The organism is Methylobrevis albus, assembly GCF_015904235.1.
In the GTDB taxonomy this organism is placed as follows: domain Bacteria; phylum Pseudomonadota; class Alphaproteobacteria; order Rhizobiales; family Pleomorphomonadaceae; genus Methylobrevis_A; species Methylobrevis_A albus.
This window is the reverse complement of record NZ_JADZLT010000052.1, coordinates 120020-134199: the sequence shown is the minus strand read 5'-3', so window position 1 is coordinate 134199 and position 14180 is coordinate 120020. Positions and strand designations below refer to the sequence as shown.

At 71.1% G+C, this 14180-nt stretch carries 11 protein-coding genes; 5 read left to right on the top strand and 6 right to left on the bottom strand.

Annotation, left to right across the window (positions count from 1 at the left end; genetic code table 11):
• The first annotated feature begins 159 nt into the window (after positions 1–159).
• Positions 160–1170 carry a hypothetical protein gene (locus tag I5731_RS14295; RefSeq protein WP_197312081.1) on the top strand — a complete coding sequence of 337 codons (1011 nt, stop codon included), beginning with the start codon at positions 160–162 and terminating at the stop codon, positions 1168–1170.
• Positions 1163–4213, top strand: a complete 3051-nt coding sequence (locus I5731_RS14290; protein ID WP_197312080.1) for a non-ribosomal peptide synthetase — start codon at positions 1163–1165, stop codon at positions 4211–4213. The genes I5731_RS14295 and I5731_RS14290 overlap by 8 nt, the downstream gene beginning before the upstream one ends.
• Before the next feature lie 108 nt (positions 4214–4321).
• Here the strand turns inward: I5731_RS14290 and I5731_RS14285 are convergent, their stop codons facing one another.
• A complete protein-coding gene (locus I5731_RS14285; protein WP_197312079.1) occupies positions 4322–4459 on the bottom strand; it encodes a hypothetical protein in 138 nt (45 codons plus the stop codon).
• Here I5731_RS14285 and I5731_RS14280 point away from each other — a divergent pair, their 5' ends adjacent.
• Entirely contained in the window at positions 4460–5218 is a 759-nt protein-coding gene (locus I5731_RS14280; RefSeq protein ID WP_197312078.1) for a YrbL family protein, read from the top strand.
• 190 nt (positions 5219–5408) lie between these two features.
• On the top strand, positions 5409–6347 hold the full coding sequence (locus I5731_RS14275; RefSeq protein ID WP_197312077.1) for a DUF2865 domain-containing protein: 939 nt from the start codon (positions 5409–5411) through the stop codon (positions 6345–6347).
• Here I5731_RS14275 and gltX read toward each other — a convergent pair.
• From gltX to I5731_RS14255, 4 genes are all read right to left on the bottom strand, one after another.
• A complete protein-coding gene (gltX, locus tag I5731_RS14270; protein ID WP_197312076.1) occupies positions 6298–7671 on the bottom strand; it encodes a glutamate--tRNA ligase in 1374 nt (457 codons plus the stop codon). The genes I5731_RS14275 and gltX overlap by 50 nt on opposite strands.
• Before the next feature lie 55 nt (positions 7672–7726).
• On the bottom strand, positions 7727–8983 hold the full coding sequence (locus tag I5731_RS14265) for an MFS transporter (RefSeq protein WP_197312075.1): 1257 nt from the start codon (positions 8981–8983) through the stop codon (positions 7727–7729).
• A 36-nt stretch (positions 8984–9019) separates the two neighbouring features.
• Positions 9020–10696, bottom strand: coding sequence for an NAD+ synthase (locus tag I5731_RS14260; protein ID WP_197312074.1), 1677 nt, complete (start codon positions 10694–10696; stop codon positions 9020–9022).
• Positions 10697–10771: 75 nt separating this feature from the next.
• Positions 10772–11332 carry a response regulator gene (locus I5731_RS14255; protein WP_197312073.1) on the bottom strand — a complete coding sequence of 187 codons (561 nt, stop codon included), beginning with the start codon at positions 11330–11332 and terminating at the stop codon, positions 10772–10774.
• Between the two features lie 560 nt (positions 11333–11892).
• Here I5731_RS14255 and I5731_RS14250 point away from each other — a divergent pair.
• Positions 11893–13500, top strand: coding sequence for an EAL domain-containing protein (locus I5731_RS14250; RefSeq protein ID WP_197312072.1), 1608 nt, complete (start codon positions 11893–11895; stop codon positions 13498–13500).
• 9 nt (positions 13501–13509) lie between these two features.
• Here I5731_RS14250 and msrA read toward each other — a convergent pair whose 3' ends face one another.
• On the bottom strand, positions 13510–14127 hold the full coding sequence (gene msrA, locus I5731_RS14245) for a peptide-methionine (S)-S-oxide reductase MsrA (RefSeq protein ID WP_197312071.1): 618 nt from the start codon (positions 14125–14127) through the stop codon (positions 13510–13512).
• Positions 14128–14180 lie beyond the last annotated feature (53 nt).

The window sequence follows — 14180 nt, the reverse complement described above, 5'->3', positions numbered from 1 at the left end:
GCGCGATGCGACCGCAATCGTTGCCGAAACCGCGGCCGGGGCGGCGGCGCTTGCGCGGGCCGGGGAATGATCTATCCCTCACGCGGAGATCTGCGCAGCGGGGGCGGCAGCGAGGCCATGCAGTCAGGGTTGGAGGATGCCGTTCGGGCACGCGATCTCGTGTTCGAACCCCGCCTGGCGGCCGCGTCAGCGCGATCCTCGCATCCAGCCGGCGCCCGCATCTCGCGCTACCTCGCCGACTGCGCCCGCTTTGCCGTCGCAGCCTTCGCCCGGCCGCCGGGCGAGGCCGGCGGCGACATCGCGACGACCGTCGAGGCGATCATCGCGATCCTGCTCGGCGACGAGTTCAATTTCCAGTCGCGCGGCCGCGTCGCGCATCTCGTGCCCGCGGTGCGCGAGGCCCTCGCCGTCCATGTGGCGCGCGGCGCGCCGATCCAGCTCTTCATGAGCTACAACGGCGGCTATCACGCGACGACGCGGGCCGACTTTTCCGAGCCGCTCGGCTTCGACGCCGGGATCACGGAATTCCTGTTCCTTTACATGATCGCCCGGCTGAAGCACCGCCTCGCCGCGGTCTATCCGCCCGGCATGACCTATCACGTCGTCCTCAACAACGGCGTCGCCGCCTACGTCAACGACATCCCGGTGGCGCGGACCGAAGCCTATGCGCGGCAGTTCGAAGCGATGGCGGCGCGGCTCGGCGCGGCGCGCGACGTCCGCGTCGTCGTGCAGAGCGAACTCGGCGATTTCTCGCCGCGCATGGCCGGCGTGCCGATCCCGCCGCTCGGCGCGATCGACGCCGCCGCGCACCACAACATCGAACGCTTCCTCGGCCGCCCCTGCAGCGAGGCGGAGGCGCGCCGCCGCTTCGCCTGCTATCAGCCGGCGGAAGCGGTCTGGTGGGAAGAGCTCCGCGAGATCATCGCCGCGGCGAACGGCATCCGCCTGCTGCAGGTGGCGAGCCCGAACTTTCTCTCGTTCCGCCCGTTCCCCGGGTCCGCCACCCGGTCGCAGACCGGGCAGGTCGGCTTCCGGCTGCAGGGCGACAAGGTAGTGCCGATGCTCGTCACCACGCTCACCGCGGCGAAGGCCGACGTGGTGCCGGTCGCGGTGTCATGGCCGGCGCCGCTCGCCGCCGCCATGCCGACGCTGGCTTGCGGCGATGGCTGACCTCGTGCCGCGGCCGATGCCCGATTCGGGTGCACGCGACCCGCTCGCCATCGACGGCAACTGGCGGCGCTCCGTTCTGCCGATGCCGGAGCCCGCCCATCTCGCGATGACGCTGGGCGAGAGCCTCGGGCACGTCGCCGCGCTGTCTCCGGACGCGCCGGCCGTCGTCTCGGCGACCGAGCACGTCACCTTCGCCGGCCTGCTCGGCCTCGTCGGCAGCATGGCCGACGCGATCCGCGGCGCCGGGGCGCCCGACGGGCCGGTCGCGCTGCTGCTCCCCGCCGGAGCGGCCTATATCGCCGCGTGCTTCGCCTGCGCGGCTGCCGGTCGGCCGCTGCTGATGGTCGAGGTGTCGAATCCTCCCGCCCGCAACGCCGCGCTGATCGCAGCGGCCGGCGCGACCCTCGTGCTGCACGACGGCGACGCCGCGGCCGTGGCGGCGGCCGGGCGCTGCGCGAGCCTCGTCATCGGCGCCCTGCCCGCCCCTGTTCCCGGCCCCCTTGCCGGCCCGCCAAAACAACCACCGGGCGGCCTCGACGCCGAGGCGCCGGCGTTCCTGTTCGCGACCTCCGGCTCGTCGGGCGAACCGAAGCTCGTCGTCTACGCCCAGGCCACCGTGCAGGCGAAGGTGCAGTGCTCGGGCGCCGTGTTCGGCGTCGGTCCCGGCGACACGGTGATGATCGCCGGCTCGCACGCGAATTTCGGCGTGCTGCACCACGCGCTGGTGTTTCTCTTTCGCGGCGCGGCGATCTGCCTGCACGACATGCGCGAAGGCGGTCTCTCGGGGATGTTCGACGCGATCGATCGCTTCGGCGTCAACCACCTGCGCTTCACCCCGTCGCTGTTCCGCACCATCGCCGCGATGCCGGAGGCGGCTTCGGCGCTTCACCGCGCCGCCTGCATCCGCTTTGCCGGCGAGCCGCTGCTGCGCAGTGACATCGAGCTCGCCCGGGCGCACGTCGGGCCGGACTGCGCGGTGCAGAACCTCTACGGCAGCACCGAGAGCATGATCTTCTTCTGGTGCGACGGGGCCGAACGGCTCCCCGACGGCCCGGTGGTGCCGAACGGCCGGATCTACCCGGTCGCTGAATACATGCTGCTCGACGATGACGGCCGCCCCGTCGCGGGTGACGGCGCCGGCGAACTGGTGATCAGTTCCCGCCGCCACGCCCTCGGCGACTGGATCGACGGCCGCGTCGACCCTGCCCGCTTTCCGCCCGACCCGCGCGGCGGCGGCCGGCGGCTCTACCGCACCGGCGACATCGCGCGGGTGCTGCCGGACGGCACCATGATCGTGCTCGGCCGCAAGGACCGCCTGCTGAAGATCAACGGCCAGCGCCTGTCGCTGCTGGAGATCGAGGCGACGCTGAGGATGATGCCGGGGTGCCGGGAGGTCTCCGTGCAGCCCTGGCCGCAGGGCGACACCACCCAGCTCGCCGCCTTCCTTGTCGCGGACGGCGCCGGCGCCCTGCCGGTCCATCCCGGCGCGTGGCTCGCCGAGCGGCTGCCGCGCTTCATGGTGCCCGCGCGCTTCACCGTCGTCGCCGAGCTGCCGCTGCTGCCCGCCGGCAAGGTGGACGGCCGGGCGTTGATCGGAAGCCTCGCCGCCGCGCCGGCCGCGGCCACCGCCCCGGCGGACGACGCGACCGACCTGCTGCGCTTCCTCGCCGACGCCTTCGCCCGGGTGCTGGACATCCCCGCGCCGGATCCGGACGCCGACTTCTTCGACCTCGGCGGCGATTCGCTGAACCTGCTCGAACTGACCCTGATCGTCGAACGGCGTACCGGCCGGCCGCTCAGCCCGTCGGCGTTCCTCGGCGCGCCGACCATCCGCGGCCTCGCGCGGCTGATCGAGCTGCAGGCCGAGACCGCGGTGCCCGCACTGCCCCCGCTGGCGGCGCCGCATGGCCTGCGCCTCGACATGCGCGGCCGGCTCGACCTGCGCCGGATCCGCCATGCCCGCGGCATCTCGCGCGGTCAGGTGCTCGGCATGCCCGGCGTGCTCGGTCACGCGGCGGTGGCGAACACGATCGCGGCGAACGCGATGCCGGACCACGAGGTCTGGGCCTTCGTCGCCGATCTCGGCGGCGGCAGCCTGCTCGATGGCGAGGCCTGGCTCGCCTGCGCGCTGGAAATCGCCGAACGGCTCGCCGCCACCGGCTGGCTGCGGCCGCAGCTGCTGTTCGGCTACTCGATCGGTGGCTATGCGAGCTGGCTCGTCGACCGCGTCCTTGCCGCCGGTGGCGGCTGGTCGCCGGGGCGCATCATCGTCACCGACGCCGCTCCGGTGCACCTCGAAGCGCCGGGAACCCGCGCGCGGGTCGAGGACCTGATCGCCGGCGCCGCCGCCCGCCCAGCGGAGATGCTGCTCCTGCACCGGCGCCGGCCGGCGCCGTTCAGCCTGGCACAGGACGCCGCCGACCGCTGGCGGGCGATCGGCGTGCCGTTCCGGGGCATCGACTTCGCAACGCTCAGCCATACCGACATGAACCGCAAGGCGGTGATCCGGGCGATGGGGCCGGTGATGACCCGCTTTGCCGAGACAGGCACCATCGATGCCGCGGACGAGCACAGCGACATCGTCTTCGACACCACCGGCGGCCGCATCCACCGGCTGCTGACGGCCGACGAGCCGCCCGGCTTCGACGAACTGCGCGGCCTGATCGCCCCGGCCGGCCTGCCGACCAATGAGGGGCAATATCTGCTGGCGCTGCTCTTCATGCTGATCGCGGTCGGCGACCAGCCGGCCGCGCTGGATTTTGCCCGCCGCATGCTCGCCGAGCAGCGGCATCATCCGCGCGCCGTCACCTATGCGGCGGTCGGCCTGCTCGCCGTCGGCGGCGCCCACGCCGAGGCGGCCGCGCTGGCGGAGAGCTGGTGCGACGCCCATGGCAACGACGCGTCGATCCGGGCCCGGGCCGGGCGCACCGCGCAGCCGCCGACGCCCTGGTCCGGCCTCGCGGGCCTCTGCATCGGCACCGACACCGCGCTCGACCGCGTGCTCGACCTGATGGCCGCCCGCGGCGGCCGCGCCGCCGGCTGACGCGACGGCCGACCGCCGATTCCGCCACCATGATGCCCGTCAGTGACCTCGAAGCTTTTCGGCTATCTCAGGGGGCCGTCGGCTCGCGGACGTCTCGAAACAGGGGCATCAATCCACAGCATCGCCAAGGAATTCGCCCGGGACGGATCCGGTGCTGCGAACAACGCTCTCAGATCGGCGGCGGAAGTTGTCGGCGCGCCCGTTTTGTGACAGATTTGCGACGATCAGATCCTGAAGAGCAGTCATATGACCATCCTCGAATTCTCGTCCGGTGACTTCCAGGACGGGATGGGACAGACGTTGAGCCTCACGCGCCAGAGTCCCTTGGCGGAAGGGCGCTCGCGGCTGGTCTATGCCCTGTCGGAGCGTCCCAGCCTGCTGCTGAAGGTGCAGAAGCCCGAGCCGCCACACCGCGGTTTTCTGTCGACCTGGCGGGTGCTCGCGTCTATCCGCAAGTACTACAAGAGGATCGTCCCGATCCGGCGCGAGATCGCAGAGTACCGACGCGTGTCGGACGAAGGCGAGGCGACCCGGCGGCATCTGCAGCAGTTCGAAGGACTGGTGCAGACCAGCCAGGGCGCCGGCCTGGTGGTTGCGGCGGTCCGGACGGCCGACGGCAGGCTCGGCCAGACCCTCGGCCAGTCGATCAGCGCCGGCACCTACGACGCCCGGCGCCACGCCGCGCTGCTCGAGTTCCTCAACTGGTTCGTCGCCAGCAAGGTCGTCGCCGCCGACGTTCACCTCAACAACATTGTCTACGACGAGACATCCGGATCGATGGTCCTCGTCGATGGCATCGGCGACAAGACGCTGATTCCACTCCGCTCCTGGTCGCAGCGGATCAATCGGAGCAACAAGCAGCGCTTGGCGAAGACGATCAAGGCGAACGTCGCCCTTGCCTTCCTGAATCGGCAACTCGGCAAAAACATCGTCGCGATCGTCCTGATCGGCCTCGGGGCCCTCGTTGGCGTCGACATGATGGATGGCAGGCTGATCGACGGATAGCGGCCCTCCCGGCAGCCGTGCCCGGTCCGAGGCCGCCCCAGCCACGGAAACCCCGGATTCACCCTCTTCGGCAAAGCCGCCCGTCCAGCCGCTCGCTGTAACCGGACGGTTCACCGTGCCCGGATAGGGTCAGCCGGCGCCGGGGTCTGTCGTCCCGACGCGCGTCCCCGGTTCGCGAGCCTCCGTCGTCATGGTCACCCGCCGTTTCCACCTTGCCCGTGTCGCCGTGCTGGTCGCGATGACGCTCGCCGAAATCGCGGTCTCCGGTCCGGTCGTGGCGGCGCCGCGGTGCGCGGATCTCGTTCAGGTGGAGACGGCGATCCTGCGCCAGCAGGCGGCGCTGGCCGGCACCAACCGGCAGATCCGTCGCGGCGGATGTCTCGGCGGGCTGTTTGCCGGCGCGCCGCATCCGCAGTGCGGAGACCTCGAATCAGCCGCCGCCTCGATGCAGGCGAACTTGGTGACGCTGGACGCGCGCAAGCGCCGCGCCGAGGCCGCCTGCGGGGTACAGGCCGCGATGCACGCGCCGCCGGCGCGCCAGCCCGCCGCAGACCGCAACGTGGGCCTCGACGCCGGGGTTGGCAGCGCCGGTTTCGGCGCCGGCAGCTACCGCACCCTCTGCGTGCGCGCCTGCGACGGCTACTATTTCCCGATCAGCGAGCGCGCCGGCCGCGGCCGGTTTGCGAAAGACGAGAATCAGTGCCGGGCGACCTGCCCGCGCGCCGACGTCGGCCTGTTCGTGCACCGCGCCGGCGGCGACAGCGCCGATGCCGTGTCGCTCGACGGCCGCCGCTACCGCGACTTGCCCACGGCCTTCGCCTACCGCAAGGCGTTCAACCCGGCCTGCGGCTGCGACGCACAGGGCACGGCGACCGGCGGCCCGTTCGTGCCCGCGCCGGGCCTGTCGGCGATGCCGGTCGCCGCACCGCCGGCCCTGGTCGACGTGACCGCGGCCGCCCCCGCCACCGACCCATCCGACGATGCGCTGTTCGCCACTCGCCGGCTCGACCTCGACCTCGGCCCCCTGCCCGCGCCCGAGGCCGCTGCGCCGGCAGCGCCGGCTGCCGACGCCGAAGCGCTCAACCGACCGGTGCGGATAGTCGGGCCAACGTATCTTCCCGCCCGATGAGCCGCATCAGGCCGGCGAGTTCCGGCCCGTGCTCGCGGCCGGTGAGCGCGAGCCTGAGCGGCAGGAACAGCGCCTTGCCCTTGCGCCCGGTCTCCGCGCCGACAGCCGCCGTCCAGGCCTTGAACGCCGCCTGATCGAACGGAAACGCCGGCAGCAGCTTCGCCGCAATGGCGAGCAGCGGCGCGTCGTCGACGGCGATGATCCGCGGCGCCTCGCCGGTGACGACGTGCCACCAGCCGGCGAGATCGTCGAAGCGCGCGAGATTGCCGCTGAACAGTGCCCACACCTCCGGATCGGCCGGAACGCCCAGCGCGACCATCCGCTCCGCCACGGCCGCAAAGGGCAGCGCCCGCAGCGTATCGGCGTTGAGCGCCTCGAGATCGGCCGGATCGAAGCGGGCCGACGACTTCGACACCGCGGCGAGATCGAAGCCCGGCGCGAGCTCGGCGAGATCCGCCACCGCCCGCACCGCCGCCGCCGTCCCGGTCAGCACGGCGAGCGCCGCCACCGCCTGCGGCTCGTAGCCCGCCTCGCGCAGGCTGCGCAGCGACAGCGAGCCCTTGCGCTTCGACAGGCCTTCGCCGCTGGCGTCGGTCAAAAGGTTGTGGTGGCCGAAGGCCGGCGGCGCGGCGCCGAGCGCCTCGAACAGCGCGATCTGCACGCCGGTGTTGGTGATGTGGTCCTCGCCGCGCACGACATGGGTGACGCCGAGATCGATGTCGTCGACCACCGACGGCAGCGTGTAGAGGAACGAGCCGTCCTCGCGCACCAGCACCGGATCGGACAGCGAGCCGAGGTCGATCGACTGCCGGCCGCGGCTGAGGTCGTCGAACACGATGCTGCGATGGCCGATCTGCAGCGGGTCGCCGTCGTGGTTGGGCAGCAGGAAGCGCCAGTGCGGCCGGCGCCCCTCGGCCTCGAGCCGCGCCCGCTCCGCCGGCTCCAGCGTCAGCGCGGCACGGTCGTAGACCGGCGGCTGGTTGCGCAGCCGCTGCCGGCGCCGCTTCAGGTCGAGCTCGTCCGCCGTCTCGTAGCAGGGATAGAGCAGCCCACGGCCGATGAGGTCGTCCATCGCCGCGCGGTAGCGGCCGAGCCGCGCCGACTGGCGCTCGACCTGGTGCGGCCGGATGCCGAGCCAGGCGAGGTCCTCGGCGATCGCGTCGGCGAACTCCGGGCGCGAGCGTTCGGCATCGGTGTCGTCGAAGCGCAGGATGAAGCGGCCGCCCTCTTTCAGCGCGAGCAGCCAGTTAAACAGCGCCGTGCGGGCGTTGCCGATGTGGAGCAGGCCGGTCGGCGACGGCGCAAAGCGGACGTTGAGGGGCATGGGGGGTGTCATCGGCGGGTTCATCGGCTGGATGTACCCCGCGGCCCCGCCCCGTTCAACGCCCGTCGCCGGGCGACGCCGCCGCGCGCGGCCGGACCCGCATGCCGCGGCCGCCGAGCCGCCCGGCGACGAAGGCCATCGTCGCCGCCGCGAACAGCGTATAGCCGGCGAGGCAGACGAGCAGCGTCTCGATCGCGAAGCCGACATCCATCAGGCCGCCGATCATCCCCGGGGCCAGCGCCGAGGCGAAGACGAGGCCGGAGGTGGCGAGCCCGCGCACGGCGCCGAGGTGGGCGGTGCCGTAGAGCTCGGCCCAGAGCGCCCCGAACAGCGTGTTGGCGCCGCCCGCCGTCAGCCCGGCGAACGCCATCGCCACCGGCAACAGCCAGGCGTCCCGCGCCAGCGCGAAGGTCAGCGCCGAGGCGGCGAGCGGCAGCAGGTAGAGCGGCAGCACCCGCCGCGCGCCGAGCCGGTCGACCACTACCCCGGCGACCAGGCTGCAGGCGACCGTGACCGCCGCATAGACCGGCACCGACGCCGCGAACCACGCGAGTTGCCAGCCCTTGGCGGCGACCAGCGAGGTCTGGCTGATGAAGATGCCGGTGAGCACGAACGGCGGCGCGAGAATGCCCGGCTGCAGCGCGAAGAACATCGGGTCGCGCAGCACCTCGGCCCGCGTCCAGCCCTCTTCCGCCGCCGGCGTGTCCGGCCCGGCCGGTCCGGCCGGGCGCACGCGCACCGGCTCGCGCGCGAGCAGCAGCAGGATCGCCGGCAGCGTCACCAGCAGCAGGAAGCCGCACGCGATCAGCCAGATCGTCCGCCAGCCATAGGCGTCGATGCCGAGCACGGTGAGCGTCGGCAGCAAGGCTTCGCCGGTCGGAAAGCCGAGCGCGACGATCGCCACCGCCTTGCCGCGCATCGTGGGAAACCAGCGGCCCATCGCCGTCATCGCAATGTGGATCAGCAGGCCCTGGCCGAAGAAACGCAGGCCGAACAACAGGATCAGCAGCGCCCAGCCGGCGGAGACCACCGCCATGCCCGCCGTCGTCGCCGCAAGCGCCACCACCACGCCGGCGGCGATCCAGCGCAGTTGCGCGGCATCGGCGATCCGCCCGAAACTCATCAGCAGCACGGCGCTGGCGATGGTGCCCGCCGTGTAGAGCGCGCCGAAGCCACCGGCCGACAGGCCGAGGTCGGCGCGGATGTGGCCGACGAAGGTCGCGATGAAATAGGTCTGGCCAAACGCCGACGCCAGCGCCAGCAGGTAGCCGGCGCAAAGCCAGCGCAGGCCCGACCGCATCGTCTCGTTCATCGGGCCTGTCCCTGGAAATGTCCCGGCCGGTGCGCGTCAGACCTTGTCGCGGAACCGGTTGGTGATCGGGTAGCGCCGGTCGCGGCCGAAGTTGCGCCGGCTGATCTTCACCCCCGGCGCCGCCTGCCGGCGCTTGTACTCGGCAAGATGCAGCAGGTGCGCGATGCGGCGGACGGTCTCGGGCTCGAAGCCGCGCGCCACCACGTCGGGCAGCGCGAGTTCTTCCTCGACGAGGCAGGCGAGGATGCCGTCGAGAACGTCATAGGGCGGCAGCGAGTCCTGGTCCTTCTGGTTTTCGCGCAACTCCGCGGTCGGCGCCTTGTCGATGATCCGCGGCGGGATCACCACGCCACCGGGGCCGGCGAGGCTCTCCGGGCGATTGGCGTTGCGCCAGCGCGACAGCCGGTAGACGTCGGTCTTGTAGAGGTCCTTGATCGGGTTGAAGCCGCCGTTCATGTCGCCGTAGAGCGTCGAATAGCCGACCGACACCTCCGACTTGTTGCCGGTCGTCACCACCATCGCGCCGAACTTGTTCGAGATCGCCATCAGGATGGTGCCGCGCGCGCGCGACTGCAGGTTCTCTTCGGTGATGCCCGGCTGCAGCCCGGCGAACAGCGGCGCCAGTGCCTCGGTGAAGCCTTCGACCGGGCCCGCGATCGGCACCACGTCGTAGCGCACGCCGAGCGCCCGCGCGCAGGCCTCCGCGTCCTCGAGGCTGTCGGACGAGGTGTAGCGGTAGGGCAGCATCACGCAGTGCACCCGCTCCGGCCCCAGCGCGTCGACGGCGATCGCCGCGCAGATCGCGCTGTCGATGCCGCCCGAAAGGCCGAGCACGATGCCGGGGAAGCGGTTCTTCTCGACGTAGTCGCGCAGGCCGAGCACGCAGGCGTGCCAGTCGGCCTCGTCGGGATCGGGGATGGCGGCGACCGGGCCGCCCTCGCCTTTCCACGCGCCGTCCGCGCCGCGGCGGTACTCCACCGTCGTCACCACCGCCGCGAACGACGGCAGCTGGAACGCCAGCGCGCGGTCGGCGTCGATGCCGAACGAGGCGCCGTCGAACACCAGCTCGTCCTGGCCGCCGAGCTGGTTGACGTAGACGACCGGCAGATTGCTCTCGGCGATGCGGGCGAGCGCGATCTGCAGCCGCACGTCGTGCTTCGCCCGGTAGTAGGGCGAGCCGTTCGGCACGATGAGGATTTCGGCCCCGGTCTCGACCAGGCACTCGACGACGTCCTCGCCCCAGATATCCTCGCAGATCGGCACGCCGAGGCGGACGCCGCGGAAGCCGACCGGCCCCGGCATCGGGCCGACGTCGAAGACGCGCTTCTCGTCGAAGACGCCGTAGTTCGGCAGGTCGACCTTGAAGCGCACCGCCTCGACCTTGCCGCCGTCGAGCAGCGCCACCGCATTGTAGAGGCGGCCGCCGTCGAGCCACGGCGTTCCAATCAGCACGCCCGGGCCGCCGTCGGCGGTCTCGGCCGCGAGGCGTTCCACGGCGTTGCGGCAGGCGTGCTGGAAGCCGGGGTTGAGCACGAGGTCTTCCGGCGGATAGCCGCAGATGAAGAGTTCGGTCAGCACCAGCAGGTCGGCACCCGCCGCGGCCGCGTCGGCGCGGGCCGCGCGGGCGAGCGCGAGGTTGCCCTCGATGTCACCGAGGACGGGATCGAGCTGGGCGAGCGCGAGGCGGAGGCGATTCGGGGACGGGGACGACATGGCACCGGGTTTACCGCGCCGCGCCGGACACGACAATCGGCCGCGCGCGGGCAGCGGCCGTGCAGGCGGACGGGGTCAGATCTGCACGATCGATCGCATCATTTCGTCGAGCACGATCACTTCGGACGGCAGCGCGGCGGCACCCGCGCCGGGCGCCGGCTCCGGATGGGCGGACCGGGCGGGCGGACGTTCGACGATTTCGAGCCGGCCGTTGCGCCGGACATAGGCTGACTGCGAGAGAATCAGCCGGCGGATGCGCTCGTAGAGCACCCGCGCCGACAGCGGCTTCACGATGAAATCGTTCGCCCCGAGCTTGGCGCCGAGCAGAACGTGGCGGCGGTCGGAGTGCGCGGACACGAAGATGAATCGGGTCGCGGCGAGTTCGGTGTCGCTGCAGCGCCGGACCTTTTCGAGCAACGCCGTCCCGTCCTCGCCGCCGAGATTCCAGTCGACGATCAGCACGTCCGGGCGATGTTCTTCGAGCAGCTTCCAGCCGTCTTCGGTGCCGGCTGCTTCGTGGATGGTACGAACACCGAAGCCCGACAACAGCGACCGCAGGATGCGCCGGAAGAATGGATTGTTCTCGACGATGGCGACCGAAAGCTGGCTCATGTCGAGATAGGTGGATGAAATCATTTGGGGCTACCCGGGATCACGCGAGGGTCGGGGATTGGGATCAACCGACGCCACCGGCATCGCAGCGCCCTCCATCTCGTGGGGGGCCGCCAAAATAGGCATGCCTACTTTATACCTGCTCCGTTCGGTCCATAGCGCTCTCGCCGATACTGATAGGGCTTATACGGATGACGCAGGGCAACGCGCCGACGCCGAGCTAAGGCGGTCTGACAAGTTCCCGTCAAGAGCCGAAGAACTCATCATATCAGCTGGTTGAGTTCGCCGGGCAATCCGGTTTTTCCGCGAAACCGCCGTCGCCGCCGATCTTGCCCGGCAGCGGACGGTGCAGGCAGATGCGAGATATGCGCGCGGCGCAAGGCAGCCCACCGAAACAGGCATGAAGCCCTCATCCTTTCGAGGGAAGCGCCCGCCGGCCCCAACTCTTCACTGCACGTTTACGCCGTATGCCTATCGTCGACATTCATCGTCGCGCGGTGCTGACAGGCGCCTGCGGCAGGTATGGCGGTTCGCGCCGGCCCTGGCCGCGAATCGTTGGACATCGACCCCAGAACGGCGGCTCCATGTCTTCTCGTGCGCTCATGCGGTGGCTGCGGATCGTCGGTTCGACGACCATCGTCGTCGCATTGCCGATGCTGGTCGCCGAGTACGTCCTGTCGCATCACGCCATGTCGTTCGGCCGCGCCGAACTGCGCCACATGGCCACCGCCTATGTCGAGCAGGCCGATCGCATCGTCGGCGAAGGCCTCACCATCCTGCGGCGGCTGCAGGCCGAGGGACGCACCGGCTGCTCGCTCGAGGATCGCCAGGCCTACGGCACGGGCGCCTTCAACTCGAGCTTCGTCCAGCAGGTCGGTGTCGCCGACAATCGCGGCATCCTGCTGTGCGGCGAGCCGATGGGGTCGCTCGCCTCCCCCGTCCGCCTGCCCTCCACCACCGTCAGCGATCCCTCGATCATGCTCGGCGTCCTCACCGGTGCGAACGGCGAACCGCAGGCGGTCGTGTCGCTGCGGGTCGACGGCGAGCGCCGCCTGATCGCCCGGTTCAGCCGGCAGTCGATCGCCATCGCCTCGGGCTCGCCGACCTTCCGCCGCGTCAGCTCCGTCACCGTCTACCTGCAGGACGGCTCGCAGTGGTGGCACGACTCCGCCGCCTTCGGCACCCCGGCGACGGCCGACATGATCGTCGAGCGGGCCCGGTCGGCGGAACTGCCGCTGCAGGTGCTGGTCTCGGCCCCGCCCGACGCCGCGCGGGAACTGGTGGCGCCGTTGCGGCGCATTGCCATGGTCGCCGCGATCTTCACCGGCGCCTTCACCCTGCTCACCGGCATCTGGCTCACCTGGCACAAGGACGAGGACCAGGACGAGTTCACCCGCGCCGTCCGCGCCCAGGAGTTCGTGCCCTACTACCAGCCCGTGATGGATCTCTTCACCGGCGAACTCCGTGGCTGCGAGCTGCTGGTGCGCTGGCGCCGCGCCGACGGCAGCATGGTCCCGCCCGGCGCCTTCCTGCCCTATGCCGAGGCAACCGGCGCCATCCGCGAGATCACCCGGCAACTGATGGCGCAGTCGGTCGAGGACCTCGCCGAGCTCTACGCCGTCAATCCGCAGCTGAAGCTGTCGGTCAACCTCACCGCCTCGCACTTCGACACCAGCGCCATCCTCGACGAGATCCGCGACATCTACGACGAGAGCGGCATCGCCTTCTCGCAGCTGGTGTTCGAAGTGACCGAGCAGCACCCGCTGCGCGACCTCGATCTCGCCCGCAAGATCGTCGGCCACATGCAGGCGCTCGGCGCCGCCGTGGCGCTCGACGACGCCGGCACCGGCCACGGCGTGCTCACCTATCTGCAGAAGCTCGGCGTCGACGTCCTGAAGATCGACAAGATGTTCATCGACGGCATCGGCATCGACGTGCCGTCGGAGAAGATCATCCGCAGCCTCGTCGACCTCGGCCACGAACTCGGCCTCGGCATCATCGCCGAGGGCGTCGAGCGGCAGGACCAGGCGGAATATCTGAAGGGCATCGGCGTCGCCGTCTGCCAGGGCTACCTGTTCTCGCCCGCCTTGCCGGCCAAGGCCTACATCGAGTATGCCGCGGCCAACAGGGCGACCATGCTGGCGAACGCCGAGGCCGCCGAGGCGGGCGAACCCATCGGCGCCGCCGCCTGATCGCCGCCGTCAGCTGCCCGGAATGCCGCGCCGCGCGTCGGCGCCCCAGATCGCCTGCACCTGCGCATCGCGGCCGCAGCTGTAGCGGTAGTAGCGATAGCGGACCGGGTTCTTCTCGCCATAGTTCTGGTGATAATCCTCGGCGGCATAGAACGGCGTAGCATCGAGCACCGGCGTCACCAGCGTCTTGCCGATCGAGGCGCCCGCCGCGGCCAGCACCGCCTCGGCCGTCTTGCGTTCCGCCGCGCCGTTCACGAACACCGCCGTGCGGTAGCTCTCGCCGCGGTCGCAGAACTGGCCGCCGGCGTCGGTGGCGTCCACCGAGTGAACGAAGACGTCAACCAGCGTCTCGTAGCTGACCCGGGCCGGGTCGTACTCGATCTGCACCGCCTCGTAATGGCCCGTCCCGCCCGCCGAGACCTGCTCGTAGGTCGCTGTTTCCGCCGCGCCGCCGATATAGCCGGAGGTGGTGGCGGTGACGCCCGGCACCTTGTCGAAGTCGGTCTCGACGCACCAGAAGCAGCCGCCGGCGAACACCGCCGTGTCGGCCGACGCCGGGCCCGGCGCCGCGGCCACCCCGGCAACCAGCACCGCGGCGAGCGCCGCGCGCTCAAGCATCCGTTTCATCATCTCAAAGCCTCCCGTCGTCCGGCAAACCGGGGCGATCCGCCCTCGAGCCG

Bases quoted from the DNA above. Each gene is read 5' to 3' on its own strand.
- I5731_RS14290 (WP_197312080.1), top strand. From the start codon at position 1,163: ATGGCTGACCTCGTGCCGCGGCCGATGCCCGATTCGGGTGCACGCGAC.
- I5731_RS14285 (WP_197312079.1), bottom strand. From the start codon at position 4,459: ATGACTGCTCTTCAGGATCTGATCGTCGCAAATCTGTCACAAAACGGG.
- I5731_RS14280 (WP_197312078.1), top strand. From the start codon at position 4,460: ATGACCATCCTCGAATTCTCGTCCGGTGACTTCCAGGACGGGATGGGA.
- I5731_RS14275 (WP_197312077.1), top strand. From the start codon at position 5,409: ATGGTCACCCGCCGTTTCCACCTTGCCCGTGTCGCCGTGCTGGTCGCG.
- gltX (WP_197312076.1), bottom strand. From the start codon at position 7,671: ATGCCCCTCAACGTCCGCTTTGCGCCGTCGCCGACCGGCCTGCTCCAC.
- I5731_RS14265 (WP_197312075.1), bottom strand. From the start codon at position 8,983: ATGAACGAGACGATGCGGTCGGGCCTGCGCTGGCTTTGCGCCGGCTAC.
- I5731_RS14260 (WP_197312074.1), bottom strand. From the start codon at position 10,696: ATGTCGTCCCCGTCCCCGAATCGCCTCCGCCTCGCGCTCGCCCAGCTC.
- I5731_RS14255 (WP_197312073.1), bottom strand. From the start codon at position 11,332: ATGATTTCATCCACCTATCTCGACATGAGCCAGCTTTCGGTCGCCATC.
- I5731_RS14250 (WP_197312072.1), top strand. From the start codon at position 11,893: ATGTCTTCTCGTGCGCTCATGCGGTGGCTGCGGATCGTCGGTTCGACG.
- msrA (WP_197312071.1), bottom strand. From the start codon at position 14,127: ATGAAACGGATGCTTGAGCGCGCGGCGCTCGCCGCGGTGCTGGTTGCC.